This window comes from Streptomyces sp. NPDC054961 (assembly GCF_053609145.1).
Genome location: NZ_JBSGWY010000026.1, coordinates 69460 through 82965, shown reverse-complemented (window position 1 = coordinate 82965; position 13506 = coordinate 69460). Strand labels below are relative to the sequence as shown.

Annotated in this window: 15 protein-coding genes and 1 pseudogene; 10 read left to right on the top strand and 6 right to left on the bottom strand. The window is 73.2% G+C overall.

The window, feature by feature from the left end:
• Nucleotides 1-154 precede the first annotated feature (154 nt).
• Together ACWF9Z_RS22990 and ACWF9Z_RS22985 are read right to left on the bottom strand one after the other, a co-directional pair.
• Entirely contained in the window at nucleotides 155-1720 is a 1566-nt protein-coding gene (locus tag ACWF9Z_RS22990) for an APC family permease (RefSeq protein WP_453604719.1), read from the bottom strand.
• 67 nt (nucleotides 1721-1787) lie between these two features.
• The gene (locus tag ACWF9Z_RS22985) at nucleotides 1788-2735 is read right to left on the bottom strand and encodes a hypothetical protein (protein ID WP_453604718.1); all 948 of its coding nucleotides are present in this window, start codon (nucleotides 2733-2735) and stop codon (nucleotides 1788-1790) included.
• 144 nt (nucleotides 2736-2879) lie between these two features.
• Between ACWF9Z_RS22985 and ACWF9Z_RS22980 the strand changes: the two are divergent.
• Nucleotides 2880-3035: pseudogene (locus ACWF9Z_RS22980) on the top strand (ASCH domain-containing protein); the annotation flags it as partial.
• Between the two features lie 41 nt (nucleotides 3036-3076).
• Here the strand turns inward: ACWF9Z_RS22980 and ACWF9Z_RS22975 are convergent.
• Together ACWF9Z_RS22975 and ACWF9Z_RS22970 are read right to left on the bottom strand one after the other, a co-directional pair.
• Nucleotides 3077-3349, bottom strand: a complete 273-nt coding sequence (locus tag ACWF9Z_RS22975; RefSeq protein WP_453604716.1) for a hypothetical protein — start codon at nucleotides 3347-3349, stop codon at nucleotides 3077-3079.
• Nucleotides 3350-3564: 215 nt separating this feature from the next.
• Nucleotides 3565-5220: an FAD-binding dehydrogenase gene (locus ACWF9Z_RS22970; RefSeq protein WP_453604714.1), complete on the bottom strand. Its 1656-nt coding sequence runs from the start codon at nucleotides 5218-5220 to the stop codon at nucleotides 3565-3567.
• An 82-nt stretch (nucleotides 5221-5302) separates the two neighbouring features.
• Here ACWF9Z_RS22970 and ACWF9Z_RS22965 point away from each other — a divergent pair, with 82 nt between their 5' ends.
• The 8 genes from ACWF9Z_RS22965 to ACWF9Z_RS22930 all read left to right on the top strand — a co-directional run bounded on the left by ACWF9Z_RS22965 (nucleotide 5303) and on the right by ACWF9Z_RS22930 (nucleotide 11234).
• Nucleotides 5303-5842, top strand: coding sequence for an NUDIX hydrolase (locus ACWF9Z_RS22965; RefSeq protein WP_453604713.1), 540 nt, complete (start codon nucleotides 5303-5305; stop codon nucleotides 5840-5842).
• Between the two features lie 25 nt (nucleotides 5843-5867).
• Nucleotides 5868-6266, top strand: coding sequence for a YidH family protein (locus ACWF9Z_RS22960; RefSeq protein WP_453604711.1), 399 nt, complete (start codon nucleotides 5868-5870; stop codon nucleotides 6264-6266).
• Complete coding sequence (locus ACWF9Z_RS22955) at nucleotides 6263-6583, top strand: DUF202 domain-containing protein (protein WP_453604709.1); 321 nt, start codon at nucleotides 6263-6265, stop codon at nucleotides 6581-6583. The genes ACWF9Z_RS22960 and ACWF9Z_RS22955 overlap by 4 nt, the downstream gene beginning before the upstream one ends.
• Before the next feature lie 117 nt (nucleotides 6584-6700).
• A complete protein-coding gene (locus tag ACWF9Z_RS22950) occupies nucleotides 6701-7003 on the top strand; it encodes a hypothetical protein (RefSeq protein ID WP_453604707.1) in 303 nt (100 codons plus the stop codon).
• 162 nt (nucleotides 7004-7165) lie between these two features.
• Nucleotides 7166-8077, top strand: a complete 912-nt coding sequence (locus ACWF9Z_RS22945) for an MBL fold metallo-hydrolase (RefSeq protein ID WP_453604705.1) — start codon at nucleotides 7166-7168, stop codon at nucleotides 8075-8077.
• A 118-nt stretch (nucleotides 8078-8195) separates the two neighbouring features.
• Nucleotides 8196-9254, top strand: a complete 1059-nt coding sequence (locus ACWF9Z_RS22940; RefSeq protein WP_453604704.1) for a phosphotransferase family protein — start codon at nucleotides 8196-8198, stop codon at nucleotides 9252-9254.
• 10 nt (nucleotides 9255-9264) lie between these two features.
• Nucleotides 9265-10497, top strand: a complete 1233-nt coding sequence (locus ACWF9Z_RS22935) for an acyl-CoA dehydrogenase family protein (protein ID WP_453604702.1) — start codon at nucleotides 9265-9267, stop codon at nucleotides 10495-10497.
• A 98-nt stretch (nucleotides 10498-10595) separates the two neighbouring features.
• Entirely contained in the window at nucleotides 10596-11234 is a 639-nt protein-coding gene (locus tag ACWF9Z_RS22930; protein WP_453604700.1) for an acetate uptake transporter, read from the top strand.
• Here ACWF9Z_RS22930 and ACWF9Z_RS22925 read toward each other — a convergent pair.
• Nucleotides 11231-11629, bottom strand: a complete 399-nt coding sequence (locus ACWF9Z_RS22925) for a MerR family transcriptional regulator (protein WP_453604698.1) — start codon at nucleotides 11627-11629, stop codon at nucleotides 11231-11233. The genes ACWF9Z_RS22930 and ACWF9Z_RS22925 overlap by 4 nt on opposite strands.
• 61 nt (nucleotides 11630-11690) lie before the next feature.
• On the opposite strand from ACWF9Z_RS22925, the gene ACWF9Z_RS22920 reads away from it, so the two are divergent.
• Nucleotides 11691-12827 (top strand): alkene reductase, encoded by a 1137-nt coding sequence (locus ACWF9Z_RS22920; protein ID WP_453604697.1) that lies wholly within the window; start codon nucleotides 11691-11693, stop codon nucleotides 12825-12827.
• Nucleotides 12828-12850: 23 nt separating this feature from the next.
• Here the strand turns inward: ACWF9Z_RS22920 and ACWF9Z_RS22915 are convergent, their stop codons facing one another.
• Nucleotides 12851-13459, bottom strand: coding sequence for a TetR/AcrR family transcriptional regulator (locus ACWF9Z_RS22915; protein ID WP_453604695.1), 609 nt, complete (start codon nucleotides 13457-13459; stop codon nucleotides 12851-12853).
• Nucleotides 13460-13506 lie beyond the last annotated feature (47 nt).

The window sequence follows — 13506 nt, the reverse complement described above, 5'->3', positions numbered from 1 at the left end:
GCCTGCGCCCCCCCCCAGTCCCCGACCCGGGTGCACAACCCGCCGCCCGCGCCCCCCGGGGGGCCCGCCCACGCCGTGGGGGCCCCCCGGCCGGGGGGGGCCCCCCCCTTCGTCGTCTTGCGCGTGCCGGTCAGCCGCGCGGGGCGTTCGGGGCCTACGGCGCCTGGTCCACGGACTCCGCGGCCTGGTCGAGGCGGAAGGCCTCGTTGCCCAGGCCGATGCGGGCGTGGACCTCGGGGCGGCGGGAGCGCAGGACCAGGCCGTACGCCAGCCCCACGACGGCGGCGGCGGCGATGATCCCGGGCAGCACCCAGCTGAGGGCGGAGCCCTTCTCGGCGCCGACCAGGACGCCGAAGTCCTTGACGGTCCAGAAGGCGATGCCGAGCAGCGCGAGGCCGGCGAGCCCGGCCGCGACCAGGCGCCAGACCTGGGCGCCGGCCGTGCCGCGGCGGACGAAGAAGGCGATGACGGCGAAGGAGGCGGCGGCCATCAGCAGGGTCACGCCGAGGGCTCCGACGCTGCCCATCCAGGTGAACAGGTGAAGGACGGGCGTGGTGGGGTCGCCGGTCGGCAGGTCGTCGGTGAACGCGAAGGCGAGGACGACGACCACGGAGACCACGGTCTGCAGGAGCGAGCCGGTACCGGGGGCGCCGGTACCGGCGTTGGTGCGTCCGAAGGAGGCCGGGAGCAGGCCCTCGCGGCCCATCGCGAAGGCGTAGCGGGCGACGACGTTGTGGAAGCTGAGCATCGCCGCGAACATGCCGGTCAGGAACAGGACGTGCAGGACGTCGGTGAAGGCGCCGCCCAGGCGGCTCTCGGTGAGCTGGAAGAGCAGTCCGGGGCCGGCTTCGGCGGAGGCCTTGACCACCTCACCGGGGCCGGTGGCGACGGTCAGGGCCCAGGCGCTGAGCGCGAAGAAGAGGGCGACGAAGCCGACGGCCAGGAACATCACGCGGGAGACGATGATGTGCGGCTTGCTGGTCTCCTCGGCGTACACCGGGGACTGCTCGAAGCCGACGAAGGCGGCGATGCAGAAGCACAGGGCGGTGCCCAGTCCGGCGCCGCCGAGGGTCTCGGGGTTGAAGGCGTGCAGCGAGAGGCCGTCGGGGCCCGGCTTGCCGAGGGCGGCGAGGTCGAAGACGACGACCAGGACGACCTCGATGAGCAGGAGGACGCCGATGACCTTGGCGTTGAGGTCGATCTTCAGCCAGCCGAGGGCGCCGGTCAGGACGACGGCGGCCAGGGCCGGTATCCACCAGGCGAGTTCGACGTCGAAGTAGGTCGCGAAGAGGCCGGAGACCTCGAAGCCGAGGATGCCGTAGACGCCGACCTGCATCGCGCTGTACGCGACGAGGGCGACGAGCGAGGCGCCCGCGCCGGCGGTGGGACCGAGCCCGCGCGCGATGTACGCGTAGAAGGCGCCGGCGTTGTGGACGTGCCGGCTCATCTCGGCGTAGCCGATGCTGAAGAGCGCGAGGACGGCGCCGAGGATGACGAACAGGAGGGGCTGTCCGACGATGCCCATGACGCCGAAGGTGGTGGGCATGACACCCGCGACCACCATCAGGGGCGCGCTCGCCGCGAGGACGGAGAGCAGCAGGCCGGCGGTGCCGAGGCGGTCGGCGCGCAGGGCGCGGTCCTGGCCCTTGTACGTCCGGATCTCGGCCGGGCCGGCGGAGCCTGCCGGGTCGGTGAGCGTGGAGGGTCTGCCCGTCGGCATGGGGGTCATCCTTTCGGGGGCGGGGACTGAGCGGGACTGAGCGGGGCTGAGCGGGGCTGGGCTTCGGTCAGGCGCTGCCGAGCGCGGCGCTGCGCGCGGCGAGGAACGCCTTGTGCGGGTCGAGGTCGGGGTAGGACCACGGGGCGCGGGTGGCGTGGCTGCCGATGCGGTGGAAGAGGGCGGCGGCTTCGGCGGGTCGGCCCTCGCAGAGCTTGGCGTGCGCCAGGAAGTTGAGGTCCACGCGGTTGCGGGGGTGGTCCTCGCGCTCCCACTCCAGCCACCAGTCGAAGGCGGCGCGCAGCACCTGCCGGGCGCGGCGACCGGACCAGTGCTCGGCGATGCGGCTGGGGGTGTGCCCGTGGACCGAGGCGAGGACCCGGTAGCGCTCGGCGTGGGCGATGACGGGGAGCACGGCGAGCGGGGAGTCGGCCGGGGACTCCTCGGCGGCCCAGGCGGCGAAGTCGTAGACCTCGTGGAGCGGGTCGTGGCCGGCGGCGGGGGCGCGCTCCGCCAGCTTGGAGACCATCAGGTGGTGGGCGTGGTGGTGCTCGCGGTGGCGGGCCCGCACCTGGTCGAAGTGGCGGCTGAACTCTTCTTCGGTGCCGAAGGCGCGGGTGAGGAGGAGCAGGCCGAGCCAGGGGGTGGGGTCGGCCGGGAACAGGGCGGCGGCCCGGCGGCAGGCTTCCTCGGCCGCTTCGGGGGTGCCTTTGCGGCGCAGGGCGTTGAAGACGGCCGCACAGGCGAGGAGGGTGACGGCGTCGGCGCTCTCCGGTTCGGCGAGGAGCCATTCGCGGGCCCAGGCGGTCGCGGCCGGGGTCTCGGCGAGGACGACGAGCCGGTGGCCGCGGCGGTCCCAGTCGTCGCCGGTGGTGACGAGGAGGGAGCGCGCCTTCGCCCAGCGGCCCTGGGTGAACTGGGCGCGCACGTCGACCAGTTCGTGGTCGCAGAGCGCCGGGTCGAAGAGCTGGGCGTCCCGCTTGCGGGCGCGGCCGAGGGGCGGCGGAGGCGGAGACATCCGCGGATTCCCTCCAGGACGCGGGCGGTTGGACTGTGTGGCCGGATGATCACACACAGCAAAGCGGTACGCACAGCTCCGCGTCAAGGTCCAGTCCACTGGGTGGCCAGTTTCAACTGGTATGCACATGACGCTCATTGGAGCCCGGTGGTGGGCGGGCGGATGGCGGTCACGGACGCCGCGGAGCGTCCGGTGGCTGTCCTGGAAGTGACGGACGTGCGCGTCCTGCCGCTCGCGGAGGTGGACCTCCGGCATGCCGTGGACGAGGGCGAAGGGGACACGTCCGTGGCCGAATGGCGCGTTTCCCGCTCCTCAAGGGGCAAACCTTGCCCGACGCGGCACTAGTGGGCCGCGCGGCAGGCCCCGTTCGCGTCCGTCGCGGAGATGCCGGCCGCCTGGAGGCTGGCGACGCAGCTGGTCTGGTTGCCGATCTCGCCCTGGTAGCAGGCCTGTCCGACGGCGTCCGTGACCTTCTTGCCGTGCTGTACGAGGTACTGCTCGCAATCCTGGATGCTGGTGGGGGCGGCGGTGGCGGCCGGGGCGGCGAAGAGGGCGCCGCCGGCGGCCAGGACCAGGCCGGCGAGGATGCTGGGGATACGGGCCGACGGACGCATGCGGATGCACCTGCTCTCTCGGTCGGTCACGCGATCCGCGAGTGCGCCGGACCACGGGCGGGGGCGGCGCGGAGCGGGCACTCCGAGGGGCGACGGCTCGCGCAGCGGTCGCCCTCGCCCTTCCGACACTAGAGCACGTCACCGGCACCCGCACGTCCGCCCGCACCCCGGCCGACGGGAGCCGCGGACCGGGCGGGGGCCGGGCCGCGTCCGCCTCAGCCCACCGCCCGGGCCGCGGCGCGGCCCGCCGCGCGGCCCGAGAAGATGCAGCCGCCGAGGAAGGTGCCTTCCAGGGCGCGGTAGCCGTGGACCCCGCCGCCGCCGAAGCCGGCGGCCTCGCCCGCCGCGTAGAGCCCGGGCAGCGGTTCGCCCGTGTCCGTGAGGACGCGGGAGGAGAGGTCGGTCTGTAGCCCGCCCAGCGACTTGCGGGTCAGGATCGAGAGCCGGACGGCGATCAGCGGGCCCGCCGCCGGGTCCAGGATCCGGTGCGGGGCGGCGGTGCGGATCAGCTTGTCGCCGAGGTACTTGCGGGCTCCGTGGATCGCGGTGACCTGGAGGTCCTTGGTGAAGGGGTTGGCGATCTCCCGGTCCCGGGCGACGATTTCACGGCGGACCGTCTCCTCGTCCAGGAGCCCTTCCTTCGTGATCGCGTTCATGCCGCGCACGAGGGCGGAGAGGTCCTTCTCCACGACGAAGTCGACGCCGTTGTCCATGAAGGCCTTCACCGGCCCGGGGACGGCCTGCCGCGCCCGGTCGATGACCCCGCGGACCGACTTGCCCGTGAGGTCGGGGTTCTGCTCGGATCCCGAGAGCCCGAACTCCTTGCCGATGACCCGCTGGTTGAGGACGAACCAGGTGTGGTCGTGGCCGGTCTTCATGATGTGGTCGAGCGTGCCGAGGGTGTCGAAGCCCGGGAACAGCGGTACGGGCAGCCGCTTGCCGGTGGCATCCAGCCAGAGCGAGGACGGGCCGGGCAGGATGCGGATGCCGTGCCGGGCCCAGATCGGGTCCCAGTTCTCGATGCCCTCCGTGTAGTGCCACATCCGGTCCTTGTTGATGTGGCTGGCGCCCGCGTCCTCCGCGATGCCGAGCATCAGGCCGTCCACGTGCGCCGGAACCCCGGAGAGCATCCGCTCGGGCGGGGTGCCGAGCCGGGCCGGCCACTGCTTGCGCACGAGGTCGTGGTTGCCGCCGATGCCGCCGCTGGTCACGATCACGGCCTGGGCCCGCAGGGAGAACTCCCCGGTGGCCTCGCGTCCGCTCGCGGCGCCCCGTACGGCGTCGGAGGGCGCCAGGACCTCGCCGGTCACGGTGTCGAGCGTGCCCGCCGTGCGGGAGAGCCCGGTGACCCGGTGGCGGAACCTCAGCTGGACCAGGCCGCGGGCCACGCCGGCCCGTACGCGGCGCTCGAAGGGCTCCACCAGCCCGGGGCCGGTGCCCCAGGTGATGTGGAAGCGGGGGACGGAGTTGCCGTGGCCGTTCGCGTCGTAGCCGCCGCGTTCCGCCCAGCCGACGACGGGGAAGAAGCGGACGCCCTGCGCGTGCAGCCAGGGGCGCTTCTCGCCGGCCGCGAAGTCCACGTAGGCCTCGGCCCAGCGGCGCGGCCAGGCGTCCTCCTCGCGGTCGAAGCCGGCGGTGCCGTGCCAGTCCTGGAGGGCCAGCTCGCGGGTGTCCTTGATGCGCATGCGGCGCTGCTCGGGCGAGTCGACGAAGAACAGGCCGCCGAAGGACCAGTGCGCCTGGCCGCCGATCGACCGTTCCGGCTCCTGGTCCAGCAGGATGACCTTGCGGCCGGCGTCGACGAGCTCGGCGGTGGCCACCAGGCCCGCGAGCCCGGCCCCGATCACGATCACGTCTGCGTCGTACGTCATGCGAAACCCGTCCTCCGTCGGTGGTGGGGCGATCCTTTGCTACGGAGCGGTAACCAGTCAACAGCAGCGGGAGGACGAAGCCATGAGCGCGGCCGACGAGGTACTGGACGTGGTGGACCGGCAGGACCGGGTGACGGGACGGGCGCGGCGCGGGGACGTGTACGCGGCCGGGCTCCTCCACCGGTGCGTGTTCGTCCTGGCCCGGGACGGGCAGGGGCGGATCTTCGTGCACCGGCGGACCGCGTCGAAGCTGGTGTTCCCCTCGCACTACGACATGTTCGTGGGCGGAGTGCTCGGCGCGGGCGAGAGCTACGCGGGGGCCGCGCTGCGGGAGGCCGAGGAGGAGCTCGGGGTGGCGGGGCTCGCGCAGCCGGAACCGCTGTTCAAGTTCCTGTACGAGGGCCCGGGCGGGGCCTGGTGGTCGTACGTGCACGAGGTCCGCTGCGAGCCGCCGGTCCGGCCGCAGGCCTCGGAGGTGGCCTGGCACGCGTGGCTCCCGGAGGAGGAGGTGGCGGAGCGGGCCGGGGACGGATCCTGGCCGTGGGTGCCGGACGGACTGGAGGCGTACCGGCGGCTCCGGGAGTTCCGGGCTCTGCCCGGCTCTCCGTCGGGGCGCCGCTGAGGCGGGGCGCCAGTAGATTGGCCGGGTGATCGACTTCGGCAAGGACGTACGGCTCTGGTTCGCCCCCGAGCGGGTGAAGGAGGAGGGCGAGACCCCCGACTACCGGTTCTCGCTGGCCAACGAGCGGACCTTCCTGGCCTGGATCCGGACCGCCCTGGCCCTGGTCGGCGGCGGGTTCGCCGTGGACCAGTTCCTGCCCGACCTGCGGTGGGCGGTGCGCGTCGGGATGGCGCTCGCGCTGCTCGCGGTGGGCGCGGCCTGCGCGCTGCGGGCGGTGAACCACTGGGTGCGGTGCGAGCGGGCGATGCGGCGCGGCGAGGACCTTCCGCTGTCCCGGTTCCCGGTGGTGCTGAGCCTGGGCGTGGGGCTGGTGGCGGTGACGATGATGGTGGTCGTGCTGCTGGGCTGGACCACCGGGCGATGAGCACCCCGGTCGGGGACGGCGGCCGTGACGCGGGGCTGCAGCCGGAGCGGACCCGGCTCGCGTGGCGGCGTACGACGCTCACGTGCTCGGTGACGGCCGTACTGGCGCTGCGCCAGGCCCTGCGCACCAGCGGCTCACCCGTGGCACTGGTGGGGGTGGCGGTGATCGCGCTGCTCTGGCTGGCGTTCCTGTGGGTGGCGCACCGGCGGATGCGGGAGCTGGCGGCGGCGCCCGGCGCCCCGTCGCCGCGTGCGGTCCTCGCGGCGACGGCGTGCACGGTGGCGTTCGCCGTCTTCGCCATGGCGGTCATCGTCTGACCCGACCACCCGACCACCCGACGACCCGACGACCCGACGGTCCGCCTTTTCGCGCCACCGCGGCGCGTAGCGGGACACAACGGGATATTCGGAACTATGCGCACTAGCCTCGGCGCCATGACGACCATGCACCGAGAGCACCCGGCGGACGAGCACGCGCACGCGCACGGCCCGGACTGCGGCCACCCGCGGGTCGAGCACGGCGACCACGTCGACTACGCCCACGACGGACACCTGCACCGCGAGCACTCCGGCCACTGGGACGAATGCGAGCCGGCCGGGCACACCGCACACGGGAGCCACGCGCACACGCACGGCCCGGACTGCGGGCACGCGTCCGTCCGGCACGGGGACCACGTCGACTACGTGCACGACGGCCACCGCCACGCCGAGCACGACGGCCACTACGACGACCACTGACGCCGTCCGGCCCTGACGCCGTCCGGCCGCCGACGGCGTCCCGCCACTGGCGCCGTCCGGCCGGCGGCGGCCGAAGCCCGCGGGTGAACCCCGCCCTCCCCCCGCGGCGCCGCGACTGGCAGGATGCCGACAGCCCGTCACCGCGACCTGGGGAGAGCGCAGATGCCCGTGGAAGAGCCGTACCTCGTCCAGCCCGCGGCCGGGGTGTACGCCTACGTGCAGCCCGACGGCGGCTGGTGCCTGAACAACGCCGGCTTCGTGACCGGCGGCGGCCGGACCCTGCTCGTGGACACCGCCGCCACCGAGCGGCGGGCGCTGGCCCTGCGCGCCGCGGTGGAGTCCGCCGGGGCGCCCCTCCCCCGCACCGTGGTCAACACCCACCACCACGGCGACCACACCTACGGCAACGGCGTGTTCGCCCCCGAGGCGCTGATCGTGGGGCACGACAACGCGCGGTCCGAGCAGCTCGCGGCCGGGCACCAGCTGGAGATGATCTGGCCGGCGACCGATTTCGGCGACATAGCCATCACCGCGCCCGATCTGACGTACAGCCACCGGATGACGCTGCACGTCGGGGAGACCGAGGTGCGGGTCATCCACCCGGGCGTCGCGCACACCACGGGCGACTCGATCGTGTGGCTGCCCGAGCAGCGGATCGTGTTCACCGGGGACCTGGTCTTCGCGCAGGGCACGCCGTTCCTGGCGATGGGCTCGCTGGCCGGGTCGCTGCGGGCGCTGGAGCTGCTGCGCTCGCTGGGCGCGGAGACCGTCGTACCGGGCCACGGCCCGCTGACCGACGCCGGCGCCTACGAGGCCACCGAGCGCTACCTGCGGTACGTGGCCGAACTCGCCCGGGAGGGGCGCGCGAAGGGGCTGACCCCGCTGGAGGCGGCACGGCAGGCCGATCTCGGCGAGTTCGCGGCCTGGCGGGAGAGCGAGCGGCTGGTGGCCAACCTGCACCGGGCGTACGCGGAGCTGGCCGGGGAGCCGGAAGGGGTCCCGCTGGACATCCTGGCGGTGCTGCGGGACATGACGGTGATGAACGGCGGGACGCCGATCCTCTGCCACGCCTGATCCGGGCGGGCGGTCCGGAGGTGTTTCTTCGGCCCGCACCCTGGACGGCATACCGACTGGTCGGCATGATGGGTCGCGTCCGTTCCGTCACCGTCCACTCCGTACGGAGGTGCGCACCATGTCCTCAGTGCCGGCAGCGCCATCGGCCCCATCCGGCCCCCGGGGCCTCGATCTGGAGCGGCTGCGGGGCCATCTCGACCGCGTGCGGCCGGGCCTCGCGGCCGGGCCGCTGACCGGGCGGCTGATCGAGGGCGGCCGGTCGAACCTGACGTACGAGGTCGGCGACGGCCGTTCCCGCTGGGTGGTGCGCAGGCCGCCGCTGGGCCACGTCCTGGCGACCGCGCACGACATGCGGCGCGAGCACCGGGTCATCGCGGCCCTGCACGGCACGGCGGTCCCGGTGCCGGAGCCGCTGCTGCTCTGCGAGGACGAGACGGTGCTCGGCGCGCCGTTCTACGTCATGGAGTACGTGGACGGGGTGCCGTTCCGTACGGCCGGCCAGCTGGCCGCGCTCGGCCCCGAGCGGACCCGGCGGGCGGTCCTGGGCCTCGTGGACACCCTGGTCGACCTGCACGCGGTGGATCCGCGAGCGGTGGGTCTGGACGACTTCGGCCGGCCCGAGGGCTTCCTGGACCGCCAGCTGCGCCGCTGGGGCAAGCAGCTCGCGGCCTCCCGGGGGCGGGAGCTGGCCGGGATCGACGAACTGCACGGCGCGCTCGGCCGGGCCCTGCCCGACTCCCCCGCGCCCACGGTCGTCCACGGGGACTTCCGCCTGGACAACGTGCTGATCGACGGGTCCCCGTCCGGCACGGACGCGATCCGGGCGGTGCTGGACTGGGAGATGTCCACGCTCGGCGATCCGCTGACCGACCTCGGGCTGCTGGTGATGTACAGCTCCGACCTGGGTCTGACCGACTCCCCGGTCAGCACGACCAGCGGAGCTCCCGGGCACCCCTCGCCCGCCGAGCTGATCGAGCGGTACGCGGCGCGCTCGGGCCGGGACGCCTCGCGGATCGCCTGGTACACGGCCTTCGCGTGGTTCAAGCTCGCGGTGATCCTCGAGGGCATCCACTACCGGTTCACGCTCGGGCAGACCGTCGGCGCGGGCTTCGACCGGATCGGCGAGCTGGTCCCGGTCTTCATCGAGCACGGTCTGACCACCCTCCAGGAAGGCTGAGGAGCCCCCGATGGATTTCGCATTCGACGCCCGGACCGAGGAACTGCGCGGGCGGCTGCTCGCGTTCATGGACGAGTACGTCTACCCGGCGGAACCGGTCGCCGCCGAGCAGCGCGCACGGCTGGCCTCGCCCTGGGACACCCCGGCCGTGTTCGGCGAACTGAAGGCCGAGGCGCGCCGCCAGGGGCTCTGGAACCTGTTCTTCGTCGACCAGCACGGCCCGTCCGACGCGGAGCACGGCGCCGGGCTGACCAACCTGCAGTACGCCCCGCTCGCCGAGATCACCGGCCGCAGCCCGCACCTGGCGCCGATGGCGACGAACTGCGCGGCCCCGGACACCGGGAACATGGAACTGCTCGCGCAGTTCGCGAGCAAGGGGCAGAAGAAGCAGTGGCTGGAGCCGCTGCTGGCCGGGGAGATCCGGTCGGCCTTCGCGATGACCGAGCCCGAGGTGGCCTCCTCGGACGCGACGAACATCGAGACCCGGATCGAACGCGAGGGTGACGCGTACGTGGTCACCGGGCGCAAGTGGTACATCTCCGGCGCCATGAACCCGGACTGCAAGGTCTTCATCGTCATGGGCAAGACCGACCCCGACGGGTCCGACCCGCGCCGCCAGCAGTCCATGATCCTGGTCCCCCGGGACACCCCGGGCGTCGAGGTCCGGCGCGCGATGACGGTGTACGGGTACGAGGACCACGACCACGGCGGCCACGCCGAGGTGGTCTTCGACGGGGCCCGCGTCCCGGCGGCGAACCTGATCGGCGAGGAGGGCGGCGGCTTCGCCATCGCCCAGGCCCGGCTGGGGCCGGGCCGGATCCACCACTGCATGCGGCTCATCGGGATGGCGGAGCGCGCCATCGAGCTGATGTGCCGCCGCGCGATCGGCCGCAGCGCCTTCGGCAAGGAGCTGGCCGCCCAGGGCGTCGTACAGAACTGGATCGCGGACGCCAGGGTGACGGTCGAGCAGCTGCGGCTGCTGGTGCTGAAGACGGCCTGGCTGATGGACACGGTCGGGAATCGGGGCGCGCACACGGAGATCCAGGCCATCAAGATCGCGACCCCACGGGCGGTCGTCGGGATCCTCGACCAGGCGGTGCAGCTGCACGGCGCGGGCGGAGTCAGCCAGGACTTCCCGCTGGCGGAACTGTGGGCGGCGGCGCGGACGCTGCGGCTGGCGGACGGGCCGGACGAGGTGCACCAGCGGTCGCTCGCGCACCGGGAGCTCAAGCAGTACCGCTGACCCGCACGCCGCCGACCCACAGATACGCCAGATTGGTCCAGACCACCAGGAAGGTCCGATATATTCGGTATGCACCCGAACTGAAAGCGGACACCGCCATGCCCAGCTCCACCCTGACCCCGGCGCCGGCGGCCCCGGCCGTCGCCGCCACCGCACCCGCACCCGTGGCCCCGGCGGCCGGGCTGGCCCATCCCGGCCCGCTCGGCCTGGCGGCGTTCGCCCTCACCACCTTCGTGCTCAGCCTCTTCAACTCGGGGCTGATCTCCAACGCCGCACTCAGCGCCGTCGTCCTGCCGCTGGCACTGTTCTACGGCGGCCTCGCGCAGTTCGCCGCGGGCCTGATGGAGTTCCGCCGCGGCAACACCTTCGGGACCACGGCGTTCGTCTCGTACGGCGCGTTCTGGATGTCCTTCGCGGCCTACGTGAAGTTCGTCGTGCCGACGCTGCCCGCCGACCAGGCGCACGTGGCCACCGGCTGGTTCCTCGTGGCCTGGTTCCTCTTCACCGCGTACATGTCGATCGCGGCCATGAAGCTGGACGTCGCGCACCGGGTGCTCTTCGTCTCGCTGGCGCTGACCTTCCTCTTCCTCGCCCTCGGCGACCTGGCGCAGAGCACGGCCCTCGGCCACACCGGCGGCTTCCTCGGCCTCTTCACCGCGCTCGTCGCCTGGTACATCTCCTTCGCCGTGGTGGCCAAGGAGACCTGGGGCCGCGACGTGGTCCCGCTCGGCCGCTAGTGCCGCGACCGCGCGACGGCCGCCGGCCCGGTGGGGGCGCGACCCGCCGCCGTGTCGATGACCTCGTCCAGCACGTCCCGGGACCGGAGCAGATCGGCGATCAGCCGGTCGATCCGGTCCCGTTCCGTCTTCAGCTCCGCGACGAGCGCCGGGGTGGCCCGTATGTTCGGCCCGCCGTCCGCGTCGCGCATGCACGGCAGGATCATCCTGATCTTCGAGCTGTGCAGACCCGCCGCGTAGAGCTCCTGGATCCGGATCACCCGGTCCACCGCCCGCTCCGCGAAATCGCGGTGGCCGCCGGGCGTCCGGTCGGACACGAGCAGCCCCTGGGTCTCGTAGTAGCGCAGCGAGCGCTCGCTGACTCCGGTGCGCGCCGCCAGTTCACCGATCCGCATGCCCCACCCCTGCCGTCTAGGACTTGAATCTGACACTGATGTCAGGTTTTACGTTACGGGCATGACGCACACACAGCAGCTCCTTCCCCCCGTCTCCCGCCTCTTCGAGTCCGCCGCCCTCGGCTCCCTGGCGCTCCCCAACCGCCTCGTGATGGCCCCTCTGACCCGCCATCGCGCGAACGCCGACGGGGTCCCCGGGGAGCTGATGGCCGTGCACTACGCGCAGCGCGCCACGGCCGGTCTGATCATCGCCGAGGGCACCGCGCCGAGCGCCGTGGGGCAGGCGTACCCGAACATCCCCGGCATCCACACCGCGGAACAGATCTCCGGCTGGCGGCGGGTCACCGACGCGGTGCGCGCGGGCGCCGACGGCCGGGGCGGCGGTGCGGCGATGTTCCTCCAGCTCGAGCACGGTGGTCGGGTCGGCCACCCCGACACCAGCGGGCACGTCCCGCTCGCGCCGTCCGCCGTACGGCTCCCCGAGCAGCTGCACACCCCCGGCGGGCTGCGGGACGGCGTCGTCCCGCGCGCGATGACGGCCGAGGACATCCGGTCCGCCGTCGCCGACTTCGCGGCCGCCGCCCGCAACGCCGTGGAGGCCGGTTTCGCGGGGGTGGAAGTGCACGCCGCCAACGGTTTCCTGCCCCACCAGTTCCTGGCGAAGAACACCAACCTGCGGACCGATGGATGGGGCGGCCCGGTGGCCCACCGGATCCGGTTCGCCGTCGAGGTGGTCCGGGCCGTCGCCGAGGCCATCGGGCCGGAGCGGGTCGGCGTACGGATCTCGCCCGGAGTGGACGTCAACGGCATCGACGAGGGCGATACGGAGGAGATCTACCCGGCGCTGCTGGCGGCCCTGGCGGAGATCGGCCCGGTCTACCTCCACGTCCTCTACACCGGCCAGGAACGGCCCCGGCTCCGGGAGCACCGCAAGGCCTGGCCGGGCACGCTGATCGCCAACCAGCTGCTCTCCCGGGAGCAGTTCGAGGCTGACGGCGGCAAGAGCGTCGCCGCGGGGCTCCTGGCGGAGGGCGCCGACCTGGTCTCGCTGGGCCGGGGCTTCCTCGCCAATCCCGACTTCGTGGAGCGGCTGCGGACGGGCGCCCCCCTCAACGAGCTCCGCCCCGAGTTCCTGATGCACGTACAGGGGGCGGAGGGGTACAACGACTACCCGGCGCTCGCGAACGCGTCGGTGTGAGCGGCCTCGGCGGTGACCGGCCGCTACGGGCGCAGCGCGCGCAGCAGCAGGTCCGCGAGGTGGTCGGCGACCTGCTGCGGGGTGAGCGGGCCGTCCTCGCGGTACCAGGTCGACAGGTGGTGGACGGATCCGAAGTGGTAGTCCACCACCAGGTCGGCCGGGGTCGCGGTCGAGAAGACCCCGGCGCGCTGGCCCTCCTCGACCAGCGCCCGGAACCGCTCGTGATAGCGCCGGCGCTCCGACCGCACCTGCTTGAACTTCTCCGGGCTCAGCTGGTGCATCGACCGGAAGAAGATCGCCGCGTCGTCGAGGTTCTCGATGGTGGTGACGACCACGTCGGCGGCCGCGGCACGCAGCCGCTCCTCGACGGGTGCGTCGGATTCGGCCACCGCGTCCAGCCGCTGCTGCTGGAGCCGCAGCATGCGCGCGTACACCTCGTGGAGCAGATCGTCCTTGGAACCGAAGTAGTGGTAGAGCGCGCCCTTGGTGACCCCGGCCGCCTCGACGATCTCCTGCACCGAGGTCCGGTCGTAGCCGCGCTCGGCGAACAGCCTGGTCGCGACGGCCAGCAGCCGCTGCGGTACCGGGGCCTCGTGTGCGCCGACGGTCTCCGTCGTGATCTTGGCGGCCATGGCGCTCGCCTTCCTTTCGTGATCCCTCGCGTCGACCCCGCCGACGG

Excerpts from the sequence above, each read along its gene's own strand:
- ACWF9Z_RS22930 (WP_453604700.1), top strand. The coding sequence starts at position 10,596 with ATGCCCAGCTCCACCCTGACCCCGGCGCCGGCGGCCCCGGCCGTCGCC.
- ACWF9Z_RS22915 (WP_453604695.1), bottom strand. The coding sequence starts at position 13,459 with ATGGCCGCCAAGATCACGACGGAGACCGTCGGCGCACACGAGGCCCCG.
- ACWF9Z_RS22935 (WP_453604702.1), top strand. The coding sequence starts at position 9,265 with ATGGATTTCGCATTCGACGCCCGGACCGAGGAACTGCGCGGGCGGCTG.
- ACWF9Z_RS22990 (WP_453604719.1), bottom strand. The coding sequence starts at position 1,720 with ATGCCGACGGGCAGACCCTCCACGCTCACCGACCCGGCAGGCTCCGCC.
- ACWF9Z_RS22940 (WP_453604704.1), top strand. The coding sequence starts at position 8,196 with ATGTCCTCAGTGCCGGCAGCGCCATCGGCCCCATCCGGCCCCCGGGGC.
- ACWF9Z_RS22955 (WP_453604709.1), top strand. The coding sequence starts at position 6,263 with ATGAGCACCCCGGTCGGGGACGGCGGCCGTGACGCGGGGCTGCAGCCG.
- ACWF9Z_RS22965 (WP_453604713.1), top strand. The coding sequence starts at position 5,303 with ATGAGCGCGGCCGACGAGGTACTGGACGTGGTGGACCGGCAGGACCGG.
- ACWF9Z_RS22945 (WP_453604705.1), top strand. The coding sequence starts at position 7,166 with ATGCCCGTGGAAGAGCCGTACCTCGTCCAGCCCGCGGCCGGGGTGTAC.
- ACWF9Z_RS22950 (WP_453604707.1), top strand. The coding sequence starts at position 6,701 with ATGACGACCATGCACCGAGAGCACCCGGCGGACGAGCACGCGCACGCG.
- ACWF9Z_RS22975 (WP_453604716.1), bottom strand. The coding sequence starts at position 3,349 with ATGCGTCCGTCGGCCCGTATCCCCAGCATCCTCGCCGGCCTGGTCCTG.
- ACWF9Z_RS22985 (WP_453604718.1), bottom strand. The coding sequence starts at position 2,735 with ATGTCTCCGCCTCCGCCGCCCCTCGGCCGCGCCCGCAAGCGGGACGCC.
- ACWF9Z_RS22925 (WP_453604698.1), bottom strand. The coding sequence starts at position 11,629 with ATGCGGATCGGTGAACTGGCGGCGCGCACCGGAGTCAGCGAGCGCTCG.
- ACWF9Z_RS22970 (WP_453604714.1), bottom strand. The coding sequence starts at position 5,220 with ATGACGTACGACGCAGACGTGATCGTGATCGGGGCCGGGCTCGCGGGC.
- ACWF9Z_RS22920 (WP_453604697.1), top strand. The coding sequence starts at position 11,691 with ATGACGCACACACAGCAGCTCCTTCCCCCCGTCTCCCGCCTCTTCGAG.